Source organism: Zhengella sedimenti, assembly GCF_046506625.1.
Taxonomy (GTDB): Bacteria; Pseudomonadota; Alphaproteobacteria; order Rhizobiales; family Rhizobiaceae; genus Zhengella; species Zhengella sedimenti.
Genome location: NZ_JBKFFP010000001.1, coordinates 65287 through 86112, shown reverse-complemented (window position 1 = coordinate 86112; position 20826 = coordinate 65287). Strand labels below are relative to the sequence as shown.

Below are 20826 nucleotides of genomic sequence, written 5' to 3'. Positions count from 1 at the left end.
GCGCGCCGGAAAGGGCCGCGCGCATGCGGCCGGAATGCAATCGACCGGGAGACGCATGATGCTCGACAAGCGCGAATTCTACATTGACGGCCAGTGGGTGAAGCCCGCCGTGGCACGGGACCTCGAGGTGATCGACCCGGCCACGGAGGAGCCCTGCGCCGTCATCTCGCTGGGATCCAGGGCCGACGTCGACAAGGCTGTCGCCGCCGCCAGGCGCGCCTTTGCAACCTGGTCCGTCACGCCGCTGGAAGAGCGCGTCGCCCTGCTCGAGAAGCTGATGGGGATCATGACCGCGCGCCTGCCCGAGATGGGCGAGATGATCACGCTCGAAATGGGCGCCCCGCGCGACTTGGCCGACAACGACCAGGCCGGCGCCGGTCCCTGGCATCTCAAGGGGTTCCTGAAGGCCCTCAAGGCCTTCGAATGGGAATATGATTTCAACGACCGCGGCGAGCGCATCATCCGCGAGCCGATCGGCGTCTGCGGCCTCATCACGCCCTGGAACTGGCCGGTCAACCAGATCGCGTTGAAGGTCCTGCCCGCGGTCGCGACCGGCTGCACCTGCGTGCTGAAACCCTCCGAGATCGCCCCGCTTTCCGCGCTTCTCTTTGCCGAAATGATGCACGAGGCGGGCTTTCCGGCCGGTGTCTTCAACCTGGTGAACGGCGATGGCGCGGGTGTCGGCACGGACATCTCCACCCATCCGGACATCGACATGGTGTCGTTTACAGGCTCCACCCGCGCCGGCGCGCTCATCACCAGGGCTGCAGCCGACACGGTCAAGCGCGTGACGCTGGAACTGGGTGGCAAGTCGCCCAACATCGTCTTCGCCGATGCCGACCTGGACAAGGCGGTGCGCAAGGGCGTGACCCATTGCATGGAGAACACCGGCCAGTCCTGCAATGCGCCCACGCGCATGCTCGTGGAACGTTCGGTCTATGACGAGGTGGTGGATCTCGCCGTCAAGCACGGCTCGGCCGTCAAGGTCGGCAATCCCAAGGAGCGCGGCGACCATATCGGCCCGCTTGTCAGCCAGACGCAGTTCGACAAGGTGCAGGCGCTCATCCAGAAGGGCATGGAGGAGGGCGCGCGCCTCGTGCTCGGCGGTCCGGGCCGGCCGGAAGGGTTCAATCGCGGCTATTTCGTCCGGCCCACCATCTTCGCCGATGTCACCAATGACATGACCATCGCCCGCGAGGAGATTTTCGGTCCGGTGCTTTCGCTCATTGCCTTTGACGACGAGGCGGACGCCGTGGCGATCGCCAACGACACGCCCTATGGCCTGGCCGCCTACGTCCAGACCGGCGACCAGGACAAGGGCCGCCGTGTCGCGCGGGCCTTGCGTGCCGGCATGGTCCGGCTCAATGGCCGCGGCCTGTCGGCGGGCACGCCTTTCGGCGGCTACAAGCAGTCGGGCAACGGCCGCGAAGGCGGCGTCTGGGGCCTTGAGGACTTCACCGAGGTCAAGATCGTCTCGGGCTGGTAGGCCGGACCATGGCGGGACGGGCGCGCGGCCGGCGCAAATCGATCGTCACACGCAGCCGCGGGCCTGTCGGCGCGCCACCGGGAACGCTGGTGGCCGATCCGGCCGCCGCCCATCCCGTCATGCGCGTCATCGCCTGGAGCGAAACCGGCTTCAAGGAGCGCGAAAACATCCGGCTGCAGGATGTCGCAGACCTGCGCTCCGGGGGACAGCGGTTGTGGCTGGATATCGTCGGCACCGGCGATACGGCCTTCTTCGAGACGCTGGGCCAGTTGTTCGGTATCGACCCCCTGGTGCTGGAAGACGTCGTCGACCTGCAACAGCGGCCCAAGGCGGAGGACTATCCCGGCTATGCCTATGTCGTCCTGCACATGGTCACGAACCGGTCGGCCAGCTCGCGCGAGCAGCTTTCGCTCATTTTCGGCCGCGATTTCGTCATCACGGTGCAGGAACGGTCCGACGACTGCCTCGACCCGGTGCGCGAACGGATGCGCCGGGGCAAGCCGCGCATTCGCGCCGCCCGTGGCGATTATCTCGCCTATGCCATCATGGATGCCGTGGTCGACGCCTATTTCCCCGTCGTCGAAAGGCTCGGCGAGCGCCTGGAGGAAATCGAGGACGTGGTCACCTTCGATCCGGACCCGGAGGACATCGACGCGCTCCACGAACTCAAACGCGATCTGGTGGCACTCAAGCGCTCGCTGTGGCCCACCCGCGACGTCATGAATGAACTGCGCAACGAGGGCAATGACATCATCGAGCAGGACACGCGCCGCTACCTGCGCGATGTCCACGACCACGTTCTCCAGCTGATCGACATCATCGAAACCTGCCGGGAGATCGCCACCGGCCTGCACGATCTCTATCTTTCAAGCATGTCGAACCGGATGAACGAGGTGATGAAGGTCCTGACCGTGATCGCCACCATCTTCATACCGCTGAGTTTCCTGGCCGGCGTCTGGGGCATGAACTTCGACCATATGCCGGAACTGCACTGGGCCTGGAGCTATCCGGTTGCGCTTGGCCTGATGGCTGCCGTGGCGATTGGTCTGCTGGGCTGGTTCCGCTGGAAACGATGGCTGTAGCGGCAGGCAGGCAGAGGGGAGGCGGCACCATGGTCCCGATCATGCGAATGGCAGCGGCGCTCACGGTTCTGGCAGGCATGGCCCTGCCCGCGGGAGCCGGGGAACGCCAGTGCGGCTGGTATGTCATCCTCGGCTGCTCGCCCGATGCCTACGAGGCGGAAAAGGTGCTGGAAGAGGTTCGCGGGGTCGTTCTGCCGGGCAGTGCGGGCACGCATGTCGTGGAGACAGGGGATTATCCGAACTTCAATCCCGGTCTTTTCTGCGTGGTGGATGGCCCGTTCCAATCGCAGGCGCAGGCCGAAAACGTCCATTGGACCGACATGGTGCCGAAGGCCTATGTGAAGCGCGGCTGCTGAGCGGCGCGGTGCCGGCGGTCCGGCCGAGACGGAACTTTTTCGCCAGCGCCCGGTTTGCCCGTCATGGAATTCCTCGAACTCTGGGGCAAGTCCGCCCTGACGACGCTGGGCTGGTTCTGGACAGCCTTCTGGGCTTTCGGCCTGGGCTATCTCGTGTCGGCGACCATCCAGGTCTTCGTGTCGCGGCAGCGCATGCGCAACGCCATCGGCAAGACCAATGCGCGCACCGTCGCGCTCGCCTCCTTCTTCGGCTTCATATCCTCGTCCTGTTCCTTCGCGGCGCTTGCCACGACCCGCAGCCTGCTGGCAAAGGGGGCGGGTCTCGTGCCCTCGTTCGCCTTTCTGCTGGCCTCCACGAACCTTGTGATCGAACTCGGCATCGTCATCATGGCCTTCCTGTCCTGGCATTTTGTGGTCGGGGAATATGCAGGCGGATTGCTGCTGATCCTTGTGGTTTGGCTGCTTGTCCGTCTCACCCGCCCGTCGGCGCTTGTCGAGAATGTCCGCGAGAGACTTGAGCTGGACGGGGATGGCGAGGTGCCCGACTGGCGGGCACTCGTCCGTTCCGAAAAGGGGTGGATAGACGTCGCCAAGGCCTATTTCGACGAATGGCTGATGGTCTGGAAGGATGTGACGGTAGGCTTCACCGTCGCGGGTATCATCGCGGCATTCGTCCCCGGCAGTTTCTTCACCGCGCTGTTTCCCGGCAGCGGCAATGAAGCGACGTTTTTCGGCACGCTCGGCGATACGCTGGTCGGGCCGGTCGCCGCCTTCTTCACCTTCATCGGCTCCATGGGCAACATTCCGCTCGCCGGCGTCCTGTTCGCCAATGGCGTGTCCATGGCCGGGATCATGGCCTTCATCTTCTCCGATCTCGTGGTCTTTCCGGTCATCCGCGTCAACGCGTTGTTCTATGGCTGGAAGTTCGCGCTCTATATCGCCGCTGTGTTTCTGGCCGGCCTCGTCGTGACGGCGCTTGCCGTCCATTACGGCTTCGCGCTCCTCGGCCTGCTGCCCGAAGCCCAGGTGCAGGGCAGGCAGGTCACACCCTCCGAACGCTTCGCCTTCGACCATACATTCTGGTTGAATGCCGGTTTTGCCCTTTTGTCCCTCGGTTTTGCCTGGCTGGCATGGCTGCGCGGCGGCTATGCAAAGGACGAGGGGATGGACATGCGCCACGGTGGACCGATCGACAGCATCCTGAAGTGGCTGGCGATCGCCGCCTTCGTCTGGATTGCCGGCGGCACGGCTGTCTGGATGATCGCGGTTGCCTGAACGGCCTTCAGCCGCGCCAGCGCAACAGCCAGCGTTCGGCAAGCGTGATCAGCCAGCTCACCGTGAGGCCGAGCGCCGAGAGCACCAGCACGCCGGCAATGAGCTGGTCGGTTGCGAACAGCGATCCCGCCATCTGGATATAGGCGCCGATGCCCTTCTGTGCGGCGATCAGTTCGGCGGCGACGATCAGGATGATCGCGATGGCCGAGGTGATGCGCATGCCCGACAAAATGGCCGGCATGGCGCCCGGCAGCAGGATCTTGCGCGCGATGGCAAGGCGCGAAAGCCCGAAGCTCTGCCCCATGCGGATCAGCGAACGGTCGACATTGTCCACCCCGCCATAGGTGGCGATGACGGTCGGAAAGAAGGTGCCGAACAGGATCAGCCCCACCTTGGAGGCTTCGCCGATCCCGAACCAGATGATGAACAGCGGCAGCAGCGCGATCTTCGGCACGGGAAAGATGGCGGCGACCAGCGGTGTCAGGCTGGCGCGCACCGGCGCGAACAGCGCGATGGCGAAGCCGACAGCGATGCCCAGCACCGTGCCGAGCGTCCAGCCCATGACAAGGCGCGTGAGCGAGGCGCTGAGATGCGCCCACAATTCGCCACTGCGCCACAACTGGGCAAAGGCCGCCAGCACCTCGGACGGCGCCGGCAGCACGAGGCCGGAAATGAAACCGGTGCGGCTGCCCGTTTCCCAGATGGCGACCAGGGCCGCGAATGTCAGGATGCCGGTCAGCTTCGAAGGCCGGTAGTCGAACCCGCCGCCGCGATAGGCCACGGGCCGGCCGCGCTCTTCGTCCCTGTCAGGCATCCGCCAGTTCCTTGTCGGCGGCTTCCGCCTCCTCGCGCATCGCGTCCCAAAGCCGCTGCTGGATGGCGATCAGTGCCGGGTCGTCGTGGCGCCGCGTCTCGATGGGCGTGCCGATGGTCACGACATCGCGCAGCCGCCCGGGCCGGCGCGACAGGATGGCGACGCGATGGCCGAGCCGCACGGCCTCCTGCAGGTTGTGCGTCACGTAGACGGCGGTGAAGCGTTCGCGCAGCCAGAGTTGCACGAGATCGTCCATGAGCAGGTCGCGCGTCTGCGCATCCAGCGCCGACAGCGGTTCGTCCATCAGGAAGACGGCTGGCCGCACCGCAAGCGCCCGCGCAATGGCCACGCGCTGTTTCATGCCGCCGGAAAGCTGTCGCGGCCAGGCCTTCTCGAAACCGGTGAGTTTTGTGCGCGCCAGCACATCGGCGATGATCGCCTCGCGTTCCGTCCGCGACACCGACGGCTGGCCTTCCAGCACGAGCGCCACGTTGTCATGCACGCTGCGCCAGGGCAGCAGGGCGAAATCCTGGAAGATGTAGGTGAGCGGGTTGAGCGAATTGGCCGGCGGCTCGCTCATCTGCAGCACGGCGCCGCTGTCGGGCGTCTCCAGCCCGCCGATCATCCGCAGGAGCGTGGACTTGCCGCAGCCCGACGGACCGACAAGGCAAAGGATCTCGCCCGAGGCGATGTCCAGCGAGATGCCGTCCAGGACGGTGAGGCCGCCATAGGATTTCGCGACCGAGCGCAGCGAGAGTTCCAACCTTTAGCGTCCTCCGCGTGAAGGCTTGGCGGCGCGGCGCGCATGCCGGCGCCGCCCGCAACTGTCCCTGCCCGTCAGTAGGTCTCGACGAAGGACGTGTCCACCAGGTTTTCCAGCTTCGCCGTGTCGGGCACCAGCTTCTCGGCCTTGAACCACTCGAACTGGTCGGTGACGGAAGCCATGTTCATCTTGCAGCCGGGCTGCAGGCGCATGGCCCCGGCCTTGATCGGTCCCGCCGCCTTGTCCAGCGGCCGGTCCGTGTAGACATATTTGTGGATCAGCTCGACCATGGCGTTGGCGGCATCCTCACCGGCTGTCTTGTCGACGAGTGCCGCATTGTAGTCGGCGATGCCCTTGGAATAGGCCTTCAGGAAACGCTCGGTCACGTCCCGGTTTTCGGTCGTGTTCGCTGTCGAGGTGAAGACGTTCGTCACCTGGTAGCCGTCAATATAGTCGGCCACGTCGCCAATGATCTTCGCGCCGTCCGAACCGGCAAGGCCCGCCGCGATATGCGGCACGATCGACCATGCGTCGACCTGGCCCGATTTCAGCGCGGCGATGACAGCGGGAACCTTCTGCAGCGCCACAAGCTCCATGTCGGCGGTGGAGAAGCCTTCCTTCATGGCGATCTTGGAGGCCATGTAGTGGAAGGAGGATCCCGTGCCGGTGATGCCGAAGCGCTTGCCCTTGAGGTCGGCCGGCGTCTTCAGGCCGGCGTCGAAGGCCGCGTTCGACGCCAGGATCTTCTGCCCGTCAATGCCTTTTTCCTCCGTCAGCGCGCCGCCGATCACCTTGACCGCGCCCTTTTCGGCCAGGTTGATGAGCGCGCCGGTCATGGCCGTGACGCCATAGTCGATGTCGCCGGAGGCGATCGCCACGGCCATCGGGCCTGCGGCCTGGAACATCACCAGTTCGGCATCGAGGTTCTCGTCGGCGAAATAGCCGCGCTCATGGGCGACATAGGCGCCCGCATGCGAGGTGAGCGACAGGATGCCGACCTTGATCTTGTCGGCGGCAGCGGCGTGGCCGGCTGTCATGGCGAACATGGAAGCAGCCACGGCGGCGCTCATGAAGGTGCGGCGGGTCAATCGGTTCGGTGTCATGCGGATCCTCCCTCTGGTCCTTTCTTCTCTTCGTGTCGCGGCTGACTTTAGACCATGATGAAGCACGGGCAAGCCGTGAATTGCCCCGCCCGAGATGCGGGCTTCCATTCCGCCGCCAATTGCATTATAGCCAGCGCAACATCGCGGCCCCGGTGGCCGCCGTGTTTCATGGCCCGTGCTGGACGGCATCCCGGCTCTGGGCGTCCCGATCCTCTTTTTCGAAAGGAATATCCGATGTCGATTACGCCTGAGCGCAAGCAGGCGCTCATCAAGGAATATGCCACCGCCGCAAACGACACCGGTTCGCCGGAAGTGCAGGTGGCCATCCTGACCGAGCGGATCACCAACCTGACCGAACACTTCAAGGACCACAAGAAGGACAATCACTCCCGCCGTGGTCTCCTGATGCTCGTCTCGCAGCGCCGCCGCCTCCTGGACTATGTGAAGGCCAAGGACGAAGCGCGCTACAAGACGCTGATCGGCAAGCTGGGCATCCGCCGCTAAGACCTGGAAACGCAGCCGGACGCAAGCCGGCTGCGTTGCCTTTTCGGGCCATGGTGGCCCGGCCGGTGTCCCGGTCCGGCAGGCGGCAGACAGGCCGCGCGGAAGGGACAGCCGCCCATGGGACAGGTCATGGGGCAGGATTGCCGGATGCTCGGAAGGCGCGTGGCCGCCTTCGCCTTGATCGAGCATCCCGCTGTCTTGCCCGTGGCTCGTCCGAGACGCCAGATGAGGAACGCACAGGTGCGCCGCACGCATGGGGGCGCGCCCGTTCCGCCGATGAAAAGGACAAGACATGTTTTCCCACCACAAGGTAGAGATCGAGTGGGGCGGCCGCCCGCTCGTGCTTGAAACCGGCAAGATCGCCCGTCAGGCCGATGGCGCCGTGCTGGCCACCTATGGCGAGACCGTCGTGCTCGCCACGGTCGTCTCCGCCAAGGAGCCAAAGCCCGGCCAGGACTTCTTCCCGCTGACCGTCAACTACCAGGAAAAGGCTTTCGCCGCCGGCAAGATCCCCGGTGGCTACTTCAAGCGCGAGGGCCGTCCCTCCGAGAACGAGACGCTGGTCTCGCGCCTGATCGACCGTCCGATCCGCCCGCTCTTCGCCGATGGCTACAAGAACGACACCCAGGTCATCATCACCGTCGTGCAGCATGACCTTGAGAACAATCCGGACGTGCTCTCCATGGTGGCCGCGTCGGCCGCGCTGACGCTCTCCGGCGTTCCCTTCATGGGGCCGATCGGCGGCGCGCGCGTCGGCTATATCGGCGGCGAATACGTGCTCAACCCGCATGTCGACGAGATGCCCGAAAGCAAGCTCGACCTCATCGTCGCGGGCACGTCCGATGCGGTGCTTATGGTGGAATCGGAAGCCCGGGAACTGTCCGAGGACATCATGCTCGGCGCCGTCATGTTCGGCCACAAGGCCTTCCAACCGGTCATCGAGGCCATCATCAAGCTGGCCGAGGTTGCCGCCAAGGACCCGCGCGACTTCCAGCCGGAAGATCTTTCGGAACTGGAAGGCGAGATGCTCAAGGTCGCCGAGGCCGACCTGCGCGAGGCCTACAAGATCGTTGACAAGCAGAAGCGCTACGAGGCCGTCGACGCCGTCAAGGCCAAGGTGAAGGAAGCCTTTGCTCCGGCCGAGGGCGAGGAAGCGAAGTGGACCGGCGAGCAGATCGGCACGGTCTTCAAGTCGCTCCAGGCCAAGATCGTGCGCTGGAACATCCTCGACACCAAGAGCCGCATCGACGGGCGCGACCTGTCCACCGTGCGCCAGATCGTCTCGGAAGTCGGCATCCTGCCGCGCACCCACGGTTCGGCCCTGTTCACCCGCGGCGAGACCCAGGCCATCGTGGTTGCCACGCTGGGCACCGGCGAGGACGAGCAGTATGTCGACAGCCTGACCGGCACCTACAAGGAGCGTTTCATGCTCCACTACAACTTCCCGCCCTACTCGGTGGGCGAGACCGGCCGCATGGGTTCGCCCGGCCGCCGCGAGATCGGTCACGGCAAGCTGGCCTGGCGCGCCATCCGCCCGATGCTGCCCGGCGCCGAGCAGTTCCCCTACACGCTGCGCGTTGTCTCCGAGATCACCGAATCCAACGGTTCGTCCTCCATGGCCACCGTCTGCGGCACCTCGCTGGCGCTGATGGATGCCGGCGTGCCGCTGACTGCTCCCGTGGCGGGAATCGCCATGGGTCTCATCAAGGAAGACGACCGCTTCGCCGTGCTGTCCGACATCCTGGGTGACGAGGATCATCTCGGCGACATGGACTTCAAGGTGGCCGGCACGGCCAACGGCGTCACCTCGCTCCAGATGGACATCAAGATCGCCGGCATCACCGAGGAGATCATGGATGTCGCGCTGAACCAGGCCCGCGACGGCCGCCTGCATATCCTCGACGAGATGGCCAAGGCCATTTCCGAGAGCCGTGGCGAGGTCGGCGAGTTTGCCCCGCGCATCGAGGTCATGACCATCCCGACCGACAAGATCCGCGACGTGATCGGCACCGGCGGCAAGGTCATCCGCGAGATCGTGGAAAAGACCGGCGCCAAGGTGAACATCGAGGACGACGGCACCATCAAGATCGCCTCGTCCAATGCCAAGGAGATCGAGGCGGCCAGGAAGTGGATCCACTCCATCGTCGCCGAGCCGGAAGTGGGCGAGATCTACCAGGGCACGGTCGTCAAGACCGCCGATTTCGGCGCCTTCGTGAACTTCTTCGGCCCGCGTGACGGTCTGGTGCACATCTCCCAGCTTGCCCCCGAGCGCGTTGCCAAGACCACCGACGTGGTCAAGGAAGGCGACAAGGTCTATGTCAAGCTGATGGGCTTCGACGAGCGCGGCAAGGTGCGCCTGTCCATGAAGGTCGTCGACCAGGAAACGGGTCAGGAAATCGTCCGCGAGAAGCGGGACCGCAAGGAAGACGACGCCGACTGAGGCGCTGTTTTCCATGGCATCCTGGAAGGCGCGGGTGGTCTCCATCCGCGCCTTCATTCCGTTGAAGGGGATGAACGATGAACGATGACCGGCTGAAGATCCTGTTTCACCCCTTTGTCTCGGGCCTTGCCGCCATGCCGGACGGCGGACGCTGGCTCGCCGCCGGTATCGGGGCCGGTCTGGTGCTGCCGGAGGACTTCGGCGCGCAACTGCATCTCGTCCAGGGCTTTCGGCCCGACCACGACGCGCTGGCCCGCGCCGGATTTGCCGTCAGCCCCGATTGGCCCGATTCTGACACCCAGGAGTTCGATGGCGCCCTGATCCTTCTCGGCCGCCATCGCGGCCAGAACGAGGAATGGCTGCGCCAGGCGCTCATCCGCCTGAAGCCGGGCACGCCTGTCTTCGTTGCCGGCGGCAAGACCGAAGGGGCGCAAAGCTTTGCGAAGCGGCTGAAGGCGGCCCTTCCCGGCGCGGTGGACAGTGTCGCGAAACATCACGGGCTTGCCATGTGGTTTGATCGGCCCGATGACGCGACGGTGGCCCGGGCCTTTCCGAAAGCCGCCCCGGCGCCCTTGGTCGAGGGGCATTATCGCACCGCGCCCGGCATGTTTTCCCATGACCGGGTCGATGCCGGCTCACGCCTGCTTGCAAGCTGTCTTCCCGAAAGCCTTTCCGGCCGCGTGGCGGATTTCTGTGCCGGCTGGGGCTATCTGTCAGCGCAGGTTTGCGCGCGGTGTCCGAAGGTTTCAGCGCTCGATCTCTACGAGGCGGACCATGCCGCGCTGGCGGCTGCGCGCCTGAACCTCGCGGACGTGCCTTTCCCTGTGGCGTTTCACTGGCATGACCTTGCGGCCGAACCGGTGGAGCGGCGCTTCGATGCCATCGTCATGAATCCGCCCTATCACACCGGGCGCAAGGCGGAACCCGATCTTGGCCGGGCGATGATCCGCCGCGCCGCGGCTGCCCTCAGGCCCGGTGGCGTGCTGCTCATGGTCGCAAACCGGCAATTGCCCTATGAAGACGAACTGGCTGCCTCTTTCGCCAAAATGGAAAGACTGGCCGAGGAGGGCGGTTTCAAGGTGTTCGTCGCCCGCCGCTAACCCGGTCCGCCTCCGGGCGTCAGTGGACCATGGCTGTGGCCTGCGCCGGCAGGACCGTCAGTTCCTTCATTTTCCCCGGCGCCTGATCGGCGGCATGGGCGCGGTTGTAGTCAAGCGGCGCAGGCTTTCCGTAGTAGAAGCCCTGCACGGCATCGCAACCGGCCGCGCGCAGCAGGATGGCCTGCTGCTCGGTCTCGACGCCCTCGGCCAGCGTATGGGCGCCGAGCGCGCGCGACAGGCCGACGATGGTCGAGACCACCGCGCCGGAACTCTCGTCGCTGTCGAGCCTCTGAACGAAGGAACGGTCGATCTTCAGTTTCTTGAAGTTGAAATCCATCAGGTAGCTGAGATTGGAATAGCCGGTCCCGAAGTCGTCGATGGCGATCGACACGCCCATCTCTGTCAGCGCCTTGAGAATGCCAGCCGCCTTGCCCCGGTCGCGCGTCATCGCGGTCTCGGTGATCTCCAGTTCGAGGCGATCCGGCGCCAGCCCGGCTGCGCCGAGCGCCGAGCGCACGGTCTCCACCAGGTCTCCGGCCATGAACTGCATCGCCGAAAGGTTGATCGCCACATAGGCGTCCTCGGGCAGTTTGGTTGCATCGAGGCAGCCGCGGCGCAGCACCCATTCGCCAAGCGAAAGGATCATGCCGGATTCCTCGGCGACGGGGATGAACTCCGACGGCGGGATCATGCCGCGTTCGGGATGGCGCCAGCGCAGCAGCGCCTCGTATCCCACGACCCGCCCCGAAGCCAGGTCGAGTTGCGGCTGGTAGTGCAGGTCGAAGTCTCCCCGGCGCATGGCGACGGGCAGTTCGCTTTCGATCCAGTGCCGGTAGTCGGCAACCCGGCTCATTTCCGGGTGGAAGATCGACCATGTGCCGATACCGCTGGCGCGCGCCCTTTGCAGGGCCAGGTTCGACCGGCGCAGCAGGACGATCGGGTCCTGGCCATCCTTGGGCATGGCGACGATTCCGGCCGACAGGTTCACCGATTGCGGATTGTGCATCAGTTGGTAGGGCTTCATCATTTCCGTGAGCAGCCCCTCCACCAAGTCTTCGATGGAGTCCGTCATCAGTTCATCGGGCAGCAGGATCACGAATTCACCGGCGCCCATGCGGCCGATGTCCACCTCGCGCGGAAACTGTCCCTTGAGGCGCTCGCCGAATGCACGGATCAACTGGTCGCCTTGCTGGTAACCGATCGCCTCGTTGATCTGCTTGAAGCGGTCGATATCGATGTCGATCATGAACACCGGCTTGCCGGATCGCAGCACCGATGTCACCGCGTCGGCGATCTTCTCGATCATTGCGACGCGGGTATGAAAGCCGGTCAGCTTGTCGACATGGGTTTCCTGGTAGACATATTCTTCCGATTCGTCGACGCCGGCGAAGAACGACATGGCCGCCAGGCTGGCTGACATCGTGCACAGGCTCGCGATGATCGCCCAGAGTACCGCAGGGGACACGGTCTCCAGATGCACGGGCAGAAGCCCGGTGCTCACCGCCCACAGGCCAAGCCCGAGGCTGCCAATGCCGGAAGCGGCGATCGTGATCAGTCTGAAGCGCATGCTGCGCTTGGGATTGCCCGTCATAGCCATGTTGGTCCCCTTCGTCCGGGAACCATAACCGGGGAGACGTTAACGCTTGCCCCAAGAACAAGCGTTAACGAAGCGCTGCCAACCGTTGTTCAATCCGAAACCTGGTCGAGCTTCTTCAGCGTGTCGATCGATGGCATGGAGACGGTGTTGTAGCCCGAATCCACGTAGTGGATTTCGCCGGTGACCCCGGACGCCATGTCGGAAAGCAGGTAGAGCGCCGATTTGCCGACGTCGTCGATGGTGACGGTGCGGCGCAATGGCGAGTTGCGTTGCTGGTAGGTGAACATGAAGCGCGCATCGGCAATGCCGGCGCCCGCCAGCGTGCGCACGGGACCTGCCGAAATGGCGTTGACGCGGATTCCGCGCGGCCCGTAATCGCTGGCCAGATAGCGCACGGACGCTTCCAGGCCGGCCTTGGCAACGCCCATCACGTTGTAGTTCGGCATGACCCGCGTCGAACCGGCATAGGTCAGCGTCAGCAGCGAGCCGCCATCCGGCATCAGCGCGGCGGCCTTGCGGGCGATCTCCGTGAAAGAGAAACAGGAAATGACCATCGTCCGCACGAAGTTGTCGCGGCTTGTATCCGCGTACAGGCCCTTCAGTTCGTTGCGGTCGGAAAAGCCGATGGCATGGACCACGAAATCGAGCGAGCCCCAGTCGTTCCCCAGCGTCTCGAAGACGGCATCGACGGAGGCCGTGTCCTCCACGTCGCAGGGCAGCAGGTGTTTGGAGCCGACCTGTTCGGCCAGCGGCTTGACCCGCCTTCCAAAGGCCTCGCCCTGGTAGGTGAAGGCCAGTTCCGCGCCCTGGGCCGCAACCGCTTTCGCGATACCCCAGGCGATCGAATGGTCATTGGCGACGCCCATGATGAGGCCGCGCTTGCCCGCCATCAACGATGTCATGGGACCACCTCAGCCGTTGTGACGCTGGAAGACGAGGGTCGCGTTCGTGCCGCCGAAGCCGAACGAGTTCGACAGGGCGACATCGAAGGCGCCGTCCTGGCGCGATGTCAGGATGCGCGTGCCCTCGAATTCCGGGTCAAGGGTCTCGATATGCGCGCTCTGGGCCATGAAGTCGTTCTGCATCATCAGGATCGAATAGATCGCTTCCTGTGCGCCGGCGCCGCCGAGCGAGTGGCCGGTCAGCGATTTCGTGGAGCCTATCCATGGCATGTCCTCGCCGAAGACCTCCCGGATGGCCGCGACTTCGCGGCTGTCGCCGACGGGCGTCGAGGTGCCGTGCGTGTTGATGTAGTCCACCCTGGCGTCGACGGTCGAAAGCGCCTGGCGCATGCAGCGAACCGCGCCCTCGCCCGACGGGGCGACCATGTCATAGCCGTCAGATGTCGCGCCGTAGCCGACCAGTTCGGCATAGATCTTGGCGCCGCGCGCCCTGGCGTGTTCCAGCTCCTCCAGGATGACGACGCCCGCGCCGCCGGCGATGACGAAGCCGTCGCGGCCGACATCATAGGCGCGCGAGGCCGAACCCGGAGTCTCGTTGTACTTCGACGACATGGCGCCCATGGCATCGAACAGGTTGGACATGGTCCAGTCGAGATCCTCGTGGCCGCCGGCGAACATCACGTCCTGCTTGCCCATCTGGATGAGCTCCGCCGCGTTGCCGATGCAATGGGCGGATGTCGAGCAAGCCGACGAGATCGAGTAGTTGACGCCGTGGATCTTGAACCACGTTGCAAGCGTCGCTGAGGCCGTCGAACTCATGGCCTTGGGCACGGCGAACGGGCCGATGCGCTTCGGGCTGCCGTTCTTCTCGGTCGTCAGGGCGGCTTCCACGATCGTGCGCGTTGAAGGGCCGCCCGAGCCCATCACAATGCCGGTGCGCTCGTTGGTGATATCGCCCTCTTCCAGGCCGGAATCGTCGATGGCCTGCTGCATGGCGATATGGTTCCAGATGCCGCCCTGGCCGAGGAAGCGCATGGCGCGGCGGTCCACCAGGTCGGCGCCGTCGATGGTCGGGCGTCCCCAGACCTGGCTGCGGAACCCGTGCTCCGCGAAGGATTCCGAAAAGGTGATCCCCGATCTGGCCTCGCGCAGGGATGCCGTCACCTCGGCCGGATTGTTGCCGATGGAGGATACGATCCCGATGCCGGTTACGACCACTCGTCTCATGGATACTCCTTGCATGGCATGGCCAAGCGCATCATGCGCCGGCTTTTTCCTTGGACAGGCCGACCTTCAGGTCGGATGCCGTGTAGATGGTCTCGCCGTCGGCCTTGAGCCAGCCGTCGGCAATGCCGAGAACGAGCCGCCCGCGCATCACGCGCTTGAAATCGACGCCGTATTCGACAAGCTTCGTCTTCGGCGTGACCATGCCCTTGAACTTCACCTCGCCGGTGGAAAGCGCCATCCCGTAGCCCGGTTCGCCGAGCCAGCCCAGGTAGAAGCCCGTCAATTGCCACATGGCGTCGAGGCCGAGGCAGCCCGGCATGATCTCGTTGCCGATGAAATGGCAGGGAAAGAACCAGAGGTCGGGCTTGATGTCGAGTTCGGCGCGGATATAGCCCTTGCCATGGGCGCCGCCGTCTTCGGAAATGTCGGTGATGCGGTCGAACATCAGCATGGGCGGGGCAGGCAATTGCGCATTGCCGGGGCCGAACAGTTCCCCGCGCCCGCAAGCCAGCAGGTCTTCGTAGTCGTAAGCGTTCTTCCGTTCGGCCATCGTCGTTCCGTCTTTCTGTTTCTGGCTGGCCGCATCCCTAGCACGGAGGCGGCACGTCCGAAAACCACCGCGCCGGCATGAGGTGCCGCAGGCAGCTGCGTCCTGTTCGCGATTACAGGAAAGCGCGCGCCGGGGCAAAGCCGAAAGAGCTAATACGCAAGCTTTTGGCGTCATTTTTCCGCGAAGACGGCAGTGCCGCCCGCGTGCCGGGATCAGTCCTCGACCTTTTCTCCGGGGTAGACGCCCCACAGGCGGGCCTGTTCCATCCAGCCCTTGGTCCCGGAGAAATTGACATGGCACCATTGCCCGCCGCAGGCAATGACATCCCCCATGGCGCCGGGCTCGACCTGGGCCAGCCGCCCGGCGCCCTCGCCGGGTTTGGCCATGAGGTCCAGCAGCGCGCCCGTTCCGGCATCCCAGGGGGCCGCGACCACGGTCCGCCGGCCAGACAGAAGGCCCTGGGAGACCCAGCCTTCCGTTCCGTCGGCATCACGCACCCGCCGCCAGGTGTCATATTCCTGGATGATTTCGAGCGGCAGGCCGCGTTTCACATAGGTCCAGTCCACCGGGTAGGTCGTGCCGGGACCGATCCGCAGGTTTGCCTGGCTGGCTTTCAGCGAGACGAATCGGGGCAGCGGCAGGCCGCTTGGCCCCAGCACGGCAGCCTGGGCTTCGCCGGCGGCTGCCGGTGCGGCAATCATGAACGGGGTGGCGAGAACGGCCGCGATGGCGAGACCGGAAAGGACCAAATGACGCATCTTCGAACTGACCTGCTTGCCGGATACGCCACGTCGGGCGGCCCGGCCTGATTTTCTTTGTCATCCGTCACGGCGCTTGTTAGACAGGTTTCGCATTGCCGGGGGTGCTGCCGCAGTCCCGCAATGGGGAGCCTCTCGCCATGAGCCGTTGCACTGTGAACGGTCTTGGTTAAAGAGGTCTCAACGGATCGGGAGCAGAGGTCGCACATGCCGGGAAAAAAGAAGCCGCTCGTCATCGTCACGCGCAAGCTGCCGGATCAGGTTGAAACGCGCATGCGCGAGCTCTTCGATACCCGGCTCAACGTCGACGACGCGCCGATGAGCCAGCCCCAGCTTCTGGCCGCCATGAAGGAGGCCGACGTGCTGGTGCCGACGATCACCGACCGGATCGATGCCGCGCTCATCGCCCAGGCCGGCGAGAACCTGAAACTGATCGCCAATTACGGCAACGGTGTCGACAACATCGACGTGGCGGCTGCCGCTAGGCGCGGCATCCATGTCACGAACACGCCCAATGTCCTCAATGAGGATACCGCCGACATGACCATGGCGCTGATGCTTGCCGTGCCGCGCCGGCTCGTCGAGGGCGCCGACCTGCTCAAGGGCGACGGGACCTGGGCCGGATGGTCGCCGACCTGGATGCTCGGCCACCGCATCCACGGCAAGCGGCTCGGCATCGTCGGCATGGGACGGATCGGCACGGCGGTGGCCCGCCGTGCCAAGGCATTCGGCCTGTCGATCCATTATCACAACCGCCACCGCGTCGCCCCTGCCATCGAGGAAGAGCTGGAAGCCACCTGGTGGGACAGTCTCGACCAGATGCTGGCGCGCATGGACATCATCTCGGTCAACTGCCCGTCCACCCCGGCAACGTTCCACCTCTTGTCGGCGCGCCGGCTCCAGCTGATGAAGGCCGGCGCCTATCTGGTCAACACCGCGCGCGGCGAGATCGTCGATGGCGCGGCGCTGGCCGATTGCCTCGAAAGCGGCCACCTCGCCGGCGCTGGCCTCGATGTGTTCGAGCACGAACCGGCGCTGGACAAGCGGTTCCTGAAGCTGGCGGAGGCTGGCAAGGTCGTGATCCTGCCGCATATGGGATCGGCCACGATCGAGGGCCGCATCGACATGGGCGAAAAGGTCATCATCAATATCCGCACCATGGCGGACGGACACCGTCCGCCGGATCGCGTCCTGCCCTCGCAGGCCTGAGAGATCATCGAGGGAGGGTGCGGGCGATCAGGCCGTGGCGATGTCCGCGGCCAGCGTGCCGTCCTCATGCAGCGTCACGTCACGGCCTGCGAACAGGGCGTGGTGCGCCTTGTCCAGCTTCACTGCCATGGGCGGGCGCCAGCCCATCTCCGCCGCTGTCAGGAAGCCGAGCAGCAGGATGGCATCCGGCTGGTGCATGACCAGCCCGGCCGGTGCATGCCCCGAATGGACCAGTTCCAACATCACCGCCGAAGCCGAGGACGAGCCGATCGTGCCGGGCAGGAAAAGCACGGTCCCGGCCACGGAGGCACCGTGCTGGGGATGGCGCACATCGGCGATGCGCCCCGTCTTCGGATCGACACCGCCCCAGAAGCTGATCGGTGCATCGAGCACGAGGCCTTGCCCCCGGCCAGGCCTGCCCGCGCAGAGGATCTGAGCCTTCAGTTCCATGCGGGCCGCTCCGCGAACACCGGCCGTCCGGCGACAGCGCTTTCCACGCAATCGGCAAGCGAGGCGAACAGCGTGGCATATCCGGTATTGCCCGGCGCGTAATGGGCGAACTTGCCCGAATTGGTCATCAGCACGCCCCCCTCGACAGCCGCCATGATCGGCGTGACGACCACGCATGTGTCGGCCACGATGGTCACACCCCGGGCTTCCAGCGCGTCCTTCAATCCGCTCCGGACCAGTGCCTCCAGCGCATGGCGCCCGGTGCAGGCATGGAACGGCAGGGCCAGGTGCCGGTCGCCGATCAGCCGGTCGAGGACGATGAATTCCTCATGCGACAGGTGCGGACTGCCGATGGCCACGGCGTCGAGCCGGCCGCCGGCCGCGGTGGAAAGGCGCGCGCGGGCATCCTGCGCCATCGCCGCCGTGACAGCGATGATCTCATCCGGCGCGTTTCCGCCAAGCGCGGTTTCCAGGTCGGGCGCTTCGGGCGTGATCCCAGCGACGTGAAACAGCCCGACAGCACCGGACGAGGCCGCCGCTGCCGCGAACGCCTTCAACTGGTCTTCACCCGGATGCGCGGTGACGCCTGTCACCACGCCCACCGCATCGCCGGCCATGCGCCCATAGAGCGAGCCCAGCACCGGCCAGTTCGAAGGGTCGGCGAGATAGGCGTCGGGTGCGCCGGAAAGGTCGAACACGAAACGCGCGACCCGGTTCTCCGGCAGGTGCAGTCCATAGGCTGGCGCACGGCCGGCGATGGCGCAGGCGATGTCGAGAAAATCGCCATAGCGGTTGGTGCGCGCGCCGAGAACCGAATTGCAGAAGGCAACGGCGTTGGATTCGCCCCAGGCGACATCCGTGCCCGCCGCGGGCCTGTGTCCGGCCTGGTAGGGCGCGCAGGTCCATGTCGGCAGGCAGCCGAGCTTCAGATAGGCCTGCATCATCCGCCGCGCCATCGCCCGTTCATGGTCGCCAAGGCGCTGGCGCGAACAGCCCGTCAGGTCCAGCGCCCCCACATTGAGCGTGGAGGGCACCGAAACGCGCGCACCGCCTTCCACCAGCTTTTCCGCGAACAGCGTGCCCGAATCGCCGTGGTAGAGAGCCCCGTCGATATGCGCGGAGGCGACCGGAATGAGGCGAGGCGCGCCCATCAGCCGCGCGGTCTCGGCCACAAGCCGCATGGCCATGGCCGTGCCGTCGCCGTCCCGCCCCGCGGCAATGGCCTTTTCCTCGCCGTTGAGATGAACCGTCACGTCAGCGGCTCCCGCGTGCCCGGTAGCGGATCGTCTCGAAGCGGGCGGCCAGCGCATCGTAGAGCAGCAGGCGCCCGATCAGCGGTTCTCCCGTCCCGGCAATGACCTTGATCGCCTCCATGGCCTGCAATGTGCCGATCACCCCGGTCAGGGCGCCGAGGATGCCGGCCTCTGCACAGGACGGCACCACGCCGGCGGGCGGCGGCTCGGGAAACAGGTCGCGATAGCCGGGGCAGGGCGTGCCGTCGGGAAAACGGTTAAAGGGCGTCAGCACCGTCACCGATCCGTCAAACCGCCCGACGGCTCCCGTCACCAGCGGCTTTTCAAGCGCCGCGCAGGTATCGGCCGCCAGGTAGCGCGTGGCGAAATTGTCCGACCCGTCAACGACCAGATCATAACGCTCGACGACGTTGGCAGCATTGTCTTGCGTCAGGCGCAGCGCGTGTGCCTCGACGTTGACATGCGGGTTGAGCCGGGCGATTGCCCGCGCCGCGCTTTCCACCTTTGCCGCGCCCACGTCGTCCGTTCCGTGGATGACCTGGCGCTGCAGGTTGGACAGCGACACCGTGTCGTCATCCGCGATGCCGAGCGTGCCCACACCGGCCGCGGCAAGATAGGCAAGCACGGGTGCGCCCAGCCCACCCGCGCCGATGACCAGCACGCGCGCCGCCTTGAGGCGCTGTTGCCCCGCCCCGCCCACTTCCGGCAGGACGATATGGCGTGCATAGCGTTCCAGTTCGCTGTCGCTGAGCTTCGTGTCCATGGGCGGAGCCTATCGCTTTCCCTTGCCGCTGTCAGGCGGCTCTTCCGGCGTGACGGTGCCGGCCGATACGCGGAAGAACTGCGCCCTGTCCGACAATGCCGAAAACAGGGCCGCGTCCGTGCCGGTCATGATCGCCTGGGCGTTCAGGCCGTCGATGATCTCGAACAGGGCCGCCCGCCGCCCCGCGTCCAGATGCGCCGCGATCTCGTCGAGCAGCAGGACGGGGGCCATGCCGGCCATTTCGCCCGTCAGCCGGGCATGCGACAGGACGAGGCCGGTCAGCAAAGCCTTCTGCTCGCCCGTGGAGCACAGCGCTGCCGGCATGTCCTTGGGCCTGTGGCGAACCTCCAGATCGGACCTGTGCGGGCCTTCGAGCGTGCGGCCCGCCGCCCGGTCGCGGGCGCGGCCCTGGCGCAGCGCAGCGCGGTATTCCTCTTCCACATCCACCGCCGGTCGCGCCGCGCAGGCGGTCTCCAGGTCGCCGGTCAGCGCCAGATCGGCCCTGGGAAACGGGCTGCCGGCCGGCAGGCGTTCGTTCATGGCCTTGAGCAGGGTCATCAGCTCGCCGCGCGCCGCGGCGATGGCCGTTCCGGTTTCGGCCATCTGCGCCTCGATGGCCTCGAACCAGCGGTCGTCCTGGCGGTCTTCCGCTAGCAGGCGGTTGCGCGCGCGCATGGCCTTCTCGAAATCCAGCGCGCGGCGGCCATGGGCGGGGTCGATGGCCAGCACCATGCGGTCGAGGAAGCGCCGCCGGTCGCCGGCCGGGCCGGTGAACAACCCGTCCATGGCCGGGATCAGCCAGACGACGCGCAGATGCGCCAGGAGGTCCTCGGCCGAACGGGCGGTCGCGCCGTTGATGCGGATGCGCCGCCCCGCTTCGCCCGGCGAAAGCCCGGCCGTGCCGGTGCCGATCTCGGTCTCGCCATCCGGCCCGTTGACCACGGCATGAATGGCGAAACCCGCTGAATTGCCGCACGCCACCGTCTCGTAGGACGCGCGCCGCATGCCGCGTCCTGGCGAAAGCAGGGACACGGCTTCCAGCAGGTTGGTCTTGCCCGCGCCGTTCTCGCCGGTCAGCACGACATGGCTGTCGCCCAGTGCCAGCGACAGGCTCGCATAATTGCGGAAATCGGACAGCCGGATACGCGAAAGCCAGACGCGCGGCGGAAGTCCGCCCGTCTCCTCCATCGCCCT

General features: G+C 65.7%; 20 protein-coding genes. 8 read left to right on the top strand and 12 right to left on the bottom strand.

Annotated elements, in window-relative coordinates; all coding sequences use genetic code 11:
* Positions 1-58 precede the first annotated feature (58 nt).
* The 4 genes from ACLB6G_RS00440 to ACLB6G_RS00425 all read left to right on the top strand — a co-directional run bounded on the left by ACLB6G_RS00440 (position 59) and on the right by ACLB6G_RS00425 (position 4199).
* Entirely contained in the window at positions 59-1486 is a 1428-nt protein-coding gene (locus ACLB6G_RS00440; protein ID WP_410355132.1) for an aldehyde dehydrogenase family protein, read from the top strand.
* A gap of 8 nt (positions 1487-1494) precedes the next feature.
* Complete coding sequence (gene corA / locus ACLB6G_RS00435; protein WP_410354138.1) at positions 1495-2568, top strand: magnesium/cobalt transporter CorA; 1074 nt, start codon at positions 1495-1497, stop codon at positions 2566-2568.
* A gap of 29 nt (positions 2569-2597) precedes the next feature.
* Entirely contained in the window at positions 2598-2924 is a 327-nt protein-coding gene (locus ACLB6G_RS00430; RefSeq protein WP_410354137.1) for a hypothetical protein, read from the top strand.
* Between the two features lie 63 nt (positions 2925-2987).
* Positions 2988-4199 carry a permease gene (locus ACLB6G_RS00425; protein ID WP_410354136.1) on the top strand — a complete coding sequence of 404 codons (1212 nt, stop codon included), beginning with the start codon at positions 2988-2990 and terminating at the stop codon, positions 4197-4199.
* Between the two features lie 7 nt (positions 4200-4206).
* On the opposite strand, the gene ACLB6G_RS00420 is transcribed toward ACLB6G_RS00425, so the two are convergent.
* The 3 genes from ACLB6G_RS00420 to ACLB6G_RS00410 all read right to left on the bottom strand — a co-directional run bounded on the left by ACLB6G_RS00420 (position 4207) and on the right by ACLB6G_RS00410 (position 6879).
* Positions 4207-5013, bottom strand: coding sequence for an ABC transporter permease (locus tag ACLB6G_RS00420; protein ID WP_410354135.1), 807 nt, complete (start codon positions 5011-5013; stop codon positions 4207-4209).
* A complete protein-coding gene (locus ACLB6G_RS00415; RefSeq protein WP_410354134.1) occupies positions 5006-5776 on the bottom strand; it encodes an ABC transporter ATP-binding protein in 771 nt (256 codons plus the stop codon). Before ACLB6G_RS00415 ends, ACLB6G_RS00420 begins: the two co-directional genes overlap by 8 nt.
* 74 nt (positions 5777-5850) lie before the next feature.
* Positions 5851-6879, bottom strand: coding sequence for an ABC transporter substrate-binding protein (locus tag ACLB6G_RS00410; protein WP_410354133.1), 1029 nt, complete (start codon positions 6877-6879; stop codon positions 5851-5853).
* Positions 6880-7113: 234 nt separating this feature from the next.
* Here ACLB6G_RS00410 and rpsO point away from each other — a divergent pair, with 234 nt between their 5' ends.
* The 3 genes from rpsO (at position 7114) to ACLB6G_RS00395 (ending at position 10923) form a co-directional block, all read left to right on the top strand.
* Positions 7114-7383, top strand: coding sequence for a 30S ribosomal protein S15 (gene rpsO / locus ACLB6G_RS00405; RefSeq protein WP_410354132.1), 270 nt, complete (start codon positions 7114-7116; stop codon positions 7381-7383).
* 292 nt (positions 7384-7675) lie between these two features.
* Positions 7676-9823 (top strand): polyribonucleotide nucleotidyltransferase, encoded by a 2148-nt coding sequence (gene pnp, locus ACLB6G_RS00400; RefSeq protein ID WP_410354131.1) that lies wholly within the window; start codon positions 7676-7678, stop codon positions 9821-9823.
* A gap of 77 nt (positions 9824-9900) precedes the next feature.
* Entirely contained in the window at positions 9901-10923 is a 1023-nt protein-coding gene (locus ACLB6G_RS00395) for a class I SAM-dependent methyltransferase (RefSeq protein WP_410354130.1), read from the top strand.
* A gap of 19 nt (positions 10924-10942) precedes the next feature.
* On the opposite strand, the gene ACLB6G_RS00390 is transcribed toward ACLB6G_RS00395, so the two are convergent.
* The 5 genes from ACLB6G_RS00390 to ACLB6G_RS00370 form a co-directional block, all read right to left on the bottom strand.
* Positions 10943-12520, bottom strand: a complete 1578-nt coding sequence (locus ACLB6G_RS00390) for a putative bifunctional diguanylate cyclase/phosphodiesterase (protein WP_410354129.1) — start codon at positions 12518-12520, stop codon at positions 10943-10945.
* Between the two features lie 89 nt (positions 12521-12609).
* A complete protein-coding gene (gene fabI / locus ACLB6G_RS00385; protein WP_410354128.1) occupies positions 12610-13422 on the bottom strand; it encodes an enoyl-ACP reductase FabI in 813 nt (270 codons plus the stop codon).
* A 9-nt stretch (positions 13423-13431) separates the two neighbouring features.
* The gene (gene fabB, locus ACLB6G_RS00380; protein WP_410354126.1) at positions 13432-14649 is read right to left on the bottom strand and encodes a beta-ketoacyl-ACP synthase I; all 1218 of its coding nucleotides are present in this window, start codon (positions 14647-14649) and stop codon (positions 13432-13434) included.
* 31 nt (positions 14650-14680) lie between these two features.
* Positions 14681-15199 carry a 3-hydroxyacyl-[acyl-carrier-protein] dehydratase FabA gene (gene fabA, locus ACLB6G_RS00375; RefSeq protein ID WP_410354125.1) on the bottom strand — a complete coding sequence of 173 codons (519 nt, stop codon included), beginning with the start codon at positions 15197-15199 and terminating at the stop codon, positions 14681-14683.
* A 212-nt stretch (positions 15200-15411) separates the two neighbouring features.
* Positions 15412-15957 (bottom strand): SH3 domain-containing protein, encoded by a 546-nt coding sequence (locus tag ACLB6G_RS00370; protein ID WP_410354124.1) that lies wholly within the window; start codon positions 15955-15957, stop codon positions 15412-15414.
* Positions 15958-16164: 207 nt separating this feature from the next.
* On the opposite strand from ACLB6G_RS00370, the gene ACLB6G_RS00365 reads away from it, so the two are divergent.
* Positions 16165-17166, top strand: a complete 1002-nt coding sequence (locus tag ACLB6G_RS00365; RefSeq protein ID WP_410354123.1) for a 2-hydroxyacid dehydrogenase — start codon at positions 16165-16167, stop codon at positions 17164-17166.
* A 27-nt stretch (positions 17167-17193) separates the two neighbouring features.
* On the opposite strand, the gene ACLB6G_RS00360 is transcribed toward ACLB6G_RS00365, so the two are convergent.
* Genes ACLB6G_RS00360 through recF form a run of 4 tightly spaced genes read right to left on the bottom strand, consistent with a single transcriptional unit; the run spans position 17194 to position 20820 of the window.
* A complete protein-coding gene (locus ACLB6G_RS00360; RefSeq protein WP_410354122.1) occupies positions 17194-17616 on the bottom strand; it encodes an aconitase X swivel domain-containing protein in 423 nt (140 codons plus the stop codon).
* On the bottom strand, positions 17607-18869 hold the full coding sequence (locus tag ACLB6G_RS00355; RefSeq protein WP_410354121.1) for an aconitase X: 1263 nt from the start codon (positions 18867-18869) through the stop codon (positions 17607-17609). The genes ACLB6G_RS00360 and ACLB6G_RS00355 overlap by 10 nt, the downstream gene beginning before the upstream one ends.
* Before the next feature lies 1 nt (position 18870).
* Positions 18871-19632, bottom strand: a complete 762-nt coding sequence (locus ACLB6G_RS00350) for a molybdopterin-synthase adenylyltransferase MoeB (protein ID WP_410354120.1) — start codon at positions 19630-19632, stop codon at positions 18871-18873.
* Positions 19633-19641: 9 nt separating this feature from the next.
* Positions 19642-20820 carry a DNA replication/repair protein RecF gene (gene recF / locus ACLB6G_RS00345; protein ID WP_410354119.1) on the bottom strand — a complete coding sequence of 393 codons (1179 nt, stop codon included), beginning with the start codon at positions 20818-20820 and terminating at the stop codon, positions 19642-19644.
* Positions 20821-20826: the final 6 nt, after the last annotated feature.